The sequence below is a fragment of the Xanthomonas sp. D-99 genome (assembly GCF_017746145.1).
In the GTDB taxonomy this organism is placed as follows: Bacteria; Pseudomonadota; Gammaproteobacteria; order Xanthomonadales; family Xanthomonadaceae; genus Xanthomonas; species Xanthomonas cissicola.
This window is the reverse complement of the sequence record NZ_JAGHWU010000010.1, coordinates 1-5559: the sequence shown is the minus strand read 5'-3', so window position 1 is coordinate 5559 and position 5559 is coordinate 1. Positions and strand designations below refer to the sequence as shown.

Here is a 5559-nt window from a genome sequence, read left to right as displayed (position 1 = left end):
CAGGTACGCAGCATCGCGGCGCACGTAGGCGCTGTAGCGCGCGCGCATCAACGTCTCGGCGTCGGGCGCGGCGGCACCGGCGTGATATGGGCCGCAACAACGTGCGTAATCGGCCGGGCGGCCGCAGGGACAGGGGTCGGTGGATGTGGTCGGCATGCGGGGATTGTGCGGGATGGAATTGGAGATTGGGGGGGCGCGTTGCAAAGCGGGAAGCGGGAGCGGCGGCTATGCTGTCGCCCCCGTCGCGCGGAGCGTGGTCTTGCTGGAATTGATTCCCACCCAATTGCCGTGGCTGCTGTGCATTGCGTTCGTGGCCGGGTTGGTGGATGCGGCGGTCGGTGGTGGCGGATTGATCCAGCTGCCTGGCCTGTTTGCGACACTGCCGCAGCAGGCGCCATCGCTGATTCTGGGCACCAACAAGTTCAGCGCAATGTTCGGCACCGCTGCGTCGGCGTGGCGATACGCGCGCACGGTGCGCTTTCCGTGGCGGCCGGTGCTGTATGCCACCGCGGCGGCGTTTACGTTTTCGTTCCTGGGCGCGACCGCCGTCAGCCTGATGCCCAGGCAGGCGGTGCGGCCGCTGATTCTGGTGCTGCTGATCGCGATGCTGATCTACACGCTGATCAAGAAGGACTTCGGCGCGCTGCATCGGCCACGTCGGATCGGCCGGCGCGAACTGGCCACCGCGTTGGCGATGGGAGCGGCGATCGGCTTCTACGACGGGTTCTTCGGCCCGGGGACGGGCAGCTTTCTGATCTTCCTGTTCATTCGCTTTTTCGGGCTGGATTTCCTGCGCGCCTCGGCGGCGGCAAAAGTCGTCAACCTGGCCACCAACCTTGCGGCGTTGTCGTTCTTCTTGCCCAGTGGACAGGTGATGCTGGCGATCGGCCTGCCGATGGCGGCGGCAAACGTGGCCGGCGCGGTGGCCGGCACAAGGATGGCGTTACGCGGCGGCACGCCATTGATCCGCAAATTGTTCCTGGTGCTGGTGATCGTGCTGATCGGCAAGATGGGCTGGGATCTGCTGCAGCAGTAATCGCAACGTGCTGGCGATGCGAGATGCTCGATGGGCGACGCCACCGCGCAGATGGCGTCGCCCGTGCCCGATGGTCAGCGCTTGCCGCGCGACTGCGCCGTGCCTGGCTTGGCGCCGCGCGTTTTGGCCGGTGAAGCAGTCGTCGCCGCGCGCTTGGAGCTTGTCTTGCCGGCACCGCGTACTGGCTGCCCGGTCGATGCAGCTGTTGCACGTGGCTTGGCTGCGGCAGTTTTCACCGCCGCAGAGGCGGTGGCGCCCTTCCCGGATGTGGCGCTGGATGCGTTTGTGGCCGCAATCGGCTTGCCCGGTGTTTTCGAAGACCGAGTGGTCTTGCCGACGCTGGACCTGGATGCAGCTGCCGAAGGCACCGCCGACGCACCCGATGCGCGTTTGTCGGATACCGCCTTGCTAGCCAAAGCTGGAGTGCGCAAAGTCGATTTCTTGGTCTGCATTACTTGCGACTGTGCCGCAGCGCGCGTGGAAGATGCGGTCTTGGCGGTCTTGGCGTTCCTGTTCTGCTTGTTCGCCGTCGCGACTGCCGGCGTGCGCTGACCGGTCTGCGTTTCCGGCGCCGCGGACAAGGTCTCATCGGTGGCAGGCGATGCCGTGGGCACTGCGGCGCCGTCAATTGCCATGCCATCTGCGCTGACAGCGCCCTGCACTCCTGCAGGCTCGCCCGCAGCCTCGATCGACGGCGCAGCATCAACGGCATCGGCAACTGCCGGCTCATCGCCACGCGCGCGCTCGGGCAGCTTCAATCGCTGTGCCTGCTCGTCGTATTCGATCAGCAACACGCCGGAGTTGTGGCGGCCGCTGATTTCGACAAAGCACGCGCCGCCGATGAAGGGCTCCAAGGTCATCACCGACTTCAACGGCGTGGCCACCACCATCTGGAAGCCGAAGTTCTCGAAGATATTCATCGCAAGCGCAGTGAATTCGTTGTCGGCCTTGTCGAAGGCTTCATCCAGCACCACCGCGCAGTAGCGCGGCAGTTCGCCGTCTTCGCCGCCGAGCTGGTAACGCAACGCGGCCGCCAGGCAGGTGGTTGCCAGCTTCTGGCGCTGACCGCCGGATTTGCCGGCGCCGCTGCGGTAGATCTCCACCTGCGCACGGGTCTGGGCGTCCAGCTCCACACCGATGAACTCCACATGCAGGCGCACGTCCAGCACCTGCTCGCGCCAGCGGCGTGCCTCCGGTTCCTGCGCGCCCAGGCGCGCCACCAGCGCGCGCAAGGTGGAAAACTGCGCTTCGGCCAGGGCCCGGTCTTCGGTCTGTTGATGCGACAGCACTGCGCGCAACTGCTGCTGGAATTCCTGCACTTCGGCCAGGCGGCGGTCGCCGACCTCGATGGTCAGGATGGTGTCGCGGTTGAACGGCACCTGCTCCAGGCTGGCGTTGACCTCGTCCATGCGCTGCTTGATGCCCTTGTGGGCCTCGGCGGTGTGGCGCTGCAAGGCCAGCAGGTTGTTCTTGCTCTGGGTCTGCAACAAATCGAAGAAACGATGCTCGTGCCGCGGCAGGCCATCGCTTTCCAGCCGGTCCAGGCGCGCGAGGAAATCGTCGGCGCTGGCAAGGCTCACGGTGAAATCGCCGCTGTCTTCGGGCCACTGCTGGCAATACTTGCGGAAGCATTCCAGCAACTGCGCGCTGAGCCGGCTGTCGCGGCCCTGGCTGTCGGCCAGCTGCTCGGCCAGGCCACGTTCGACCACGCGAAAATGCGCTTCCAGATTGTCCAGCGACAGCGGCGTCAAGGCGGCGAGCCGTTCCCGCAGGCCCTGCAACTGGGTGGGCGTGAGCGTAGCGCTGCCGGCGCGGCCCGCACATGCGGCATGCTGCTGTTCGAGCCGCACGCGCTCGCGCGCCAGTTGCGCGCGCTCCAGCCGCACATCTTCATAAGTGCGCTTGGCCTGGTCGCGCAAGGTGCGTGCGGTGTCGATGGCCTGGCCGAGCGCGCGCAGGCCACTGTTGCCTTCGCGCAGCTGCACTAACTGTTCATCGATATCGCTCAGGCGCTGCAGCTTGGGACCGACGTCGATCTCGTCCCAGTCGCGCTCCACCAGGGTGTGGGCAGCCAGTTGGCGCTCCTGGTCCTGCTCACGCTGCTTGCGCAGCGCTGCGACATCGGCATCGCAGCTGGCGATGCGCTGGGCCAGCGCCTGCGCTTCGCGCTCGAACACCTTGAGCTTGTCGCGGTTGTCGTGACCGAGCAGCCAACGCTTGCGGTCGTTGACGGCGTGGCGGTCGTCCTTTTCGTAACGATCGCCCGGGTGCTTGACCTGGCCCTCGCGGGTGATCGCGCGGTCGGCGTTGCGCAGTGCGGCGGCGTTGTCCACGCAGGCGTAGTCGAAACGGCGGGTGAGCTCGTTGCGCAACCATTCGGTAAAGGCGTGCTCGCGCAATTGCAGCTTGCCGGGCAGCGCGCCGGGATCGACCCGCCGCGAGTGCAGCTCGTCGTTACGGCGCACACGGAAGTACACCAGGCGCGTACCGATATGGGTGCGGTTGACCCATTCACTGACCTGCGCGTAATGCCGCTCGTCCACCAGCAGCGACTGCGCGAAGCCGTGCAGCACACGCTCGATGGCGCCGCGCCAGGCCGATTGGTCTTCGCGCACCTGCACCAGCTCGCCCACGAACGGCAGCGCAGCCTCGGCAATGCCGGTGTCTTCGCACAAGCGCGCGCGCAGCGCCTGCATCGGTGCGGGCATGCTCGATGGCGCGCGCTTCAGCGCATCCAGTTCGGCGCGGATCTCGGCAAAGCGGCGTTCGTCGTCGCGCCGCGCGCCCATGCGCTCGGCGATCGCCTCGTCCAGCGCGCTGGCGTCGTGCTTGCCGTTATCCAGCACGGTTTGCGCATGCGCAATCTGCGCGGCAAAGCCGCTGGCACCGGCCGCCAACGCGGTACCGAGCTGACGGCAGGCCTGTTCGATCTGCGCACGGCGGCGCAGGCGTTCGTCGCGCTCGCGCTCGACGCGTGCGCGTTCGCGTTCCAGTTCTTCGATCTGCTCGCCGCCGGCGGCGCGCTGCTCGCGCTCCAGGCCGAGCAGCTTCTGCTCGTGGTTATCCAGCGATTCGCGCCGCTGGCCTTCTTCGCCGGCCAGTCCACGGTCCTGGTTGTCCAGCTCCTGCAGCCGTTCATCCAGCAAGGCCAACCGCTGCTGCTCGCGGTAGCTGTCCACACCCAGCTGCAGCTCGCGCAACTCGCCGACGCTGTGGCGCAGCGCCATCAGCGCCGCGTGGTGCTCGCGCGCAGGGCTCAGGGTTTCTACCTGGCGCCGTGCGGTGACCACTGCATGGTGCGCGCCATCGAGTTCGGCAAAATCTTCCACCAGCCGGTCGGCCGCTTCGAAGGTCCGCGGCTCGTCCAGCATGAAACCGCGCAGGAATGCATTGAGATCGCCCAGGTTCTTGGCCGACTGGGTCTTGTGCAACAGCCGCAACGCCATTTCGTTGCCGATGCCCAGCGCATGCCGGAAACGTTCGGCGTAGCCGGCGAAGCCGTCGAAATGCGCAACGTCATCGCCCAACCGCGCCTTGAGCCTGCGCAGGTCGAGATCGAAGCCATCCAGCTCGGTCGCCACGTCCAAACGGCGTGGCGCGACCATGTAGTGGCGCCGCACATCGGCCGCCGCGTTACCGCTGCCGGCGATCCAGAACAACCGGATCAGGCTCACCGTCTGGCCATGCGCGTTTGCGTACTCCAACACCAATGCGGTCCAGGTGGCGCCCTTGCGCAGGTATTGCGTGGCGATTTCGCCGGACGCGCTGTCCTGCTGATCGGCCCACGCACCGCGTACATACGACACCAGACTCCGATCGCGCCCACTGCGTTCGGCTTCGCGCGCGGCAGCGTTGAAGTCGACGATGCTCGGCGGCGTCAGCAGTGCCGACATCGCATCCAGCAAGGTGGACTTGCCCGACCCCGAACGCCCCACGAACAGGAAGCCCTTCTCCGCGATCGGCACTTCGGTCAGCCCGTTGAAGGTGCCCCAGTTGTGCACCTGCAAGCGCCGCATGCGGAACTGCTGCGCACGTTGCTCGGCGAGCGTCTCGGCAAACAAGGAGGCACCCGGCTGCGCCGGCGACAGATTGGACTGGGAATTCATTGCTCACTCACCAAAAACGAAACGAAGGAGACGCCAAGGACAGACCATCACGAGCGGTGAAGCAGTTCCTTGTGGTGCGGTGTTACGGGAAGAACTTGAGCAGGGTAGCGAATGGAGTGCATGGACGGCCTCGCGACCAGGGTCGCTCCTACAAAAACAGGTGCCTTGGCCCAGGTTGTGTAAAGGTCGCACGCGTGCCACAAAAGCTGCCGTCGTTCGAGCACCTGTACCACCCACTTTTTCCACATCGGCCGATCGCGACCATCATCACCCCGTCTCCGTTAGCGCATCCCAACCTGCTGCTTTGCTGCTTTGATGCTTTGATGCTTTGATGCTTTGATGCTTTGATGCTTTGATGCTTTGATGCTTTCAATATCGTGTAGCTGTTGCTTCTGCAGTTTGCATGTCGGGGCCCCA

At 65.7% G+C, this 5559-nt stretch carries 3 protein-coding genes; 1 reads left to right on the top strand and 2 read right to left on the bottom strand.

Annotated elements, in window-relative coordinates; translation table 11 throughout:
- Positions 1 to 156, bottom strand: a 156-nt coding sequence (locus J7360_RS21310; protein WP_244667767.1) for a YchJ family metal-binding protein, incomplete at its 3' end; no start/stop codon positions are given.
- A 97-nt stretch (positions 157 to 253) separates the two neighbouring features.
- Between J7360_RS21310 and J7360_RS04900 the strand changes: the two genes are divergently transcribed.
- Complete coding sequence (locus J7360_RS04900; protein ID WP_209028953.1) at positions 254 to 1036, top strand: TSUP family transporter; 783 nt, start codon at positions 254 to 256, stop codon at positions 1034 to 1036.
- Positions 1037 to 1110: 74 nt separating this feature from the next.
- On the opposite strand, the gene J7360_RS04895 is transcribed toward J7360_RS04900, so the two are convergent.
- The gene (locus tag J7360_RS04895; RefSeq protein ID WP_209033384.1) at positions 1111 to 5142 is read right to left on the bottom strand and encodes an ATP-binding protein; all 4032 of its coding nucleotides are present in this window, start codon (positions 5140 to 5142) and stop codon (positions 1111 to 1113) included.
- Between the last annotated feature and the right edge of the window lie 417 nt (positions 5143 to 5559).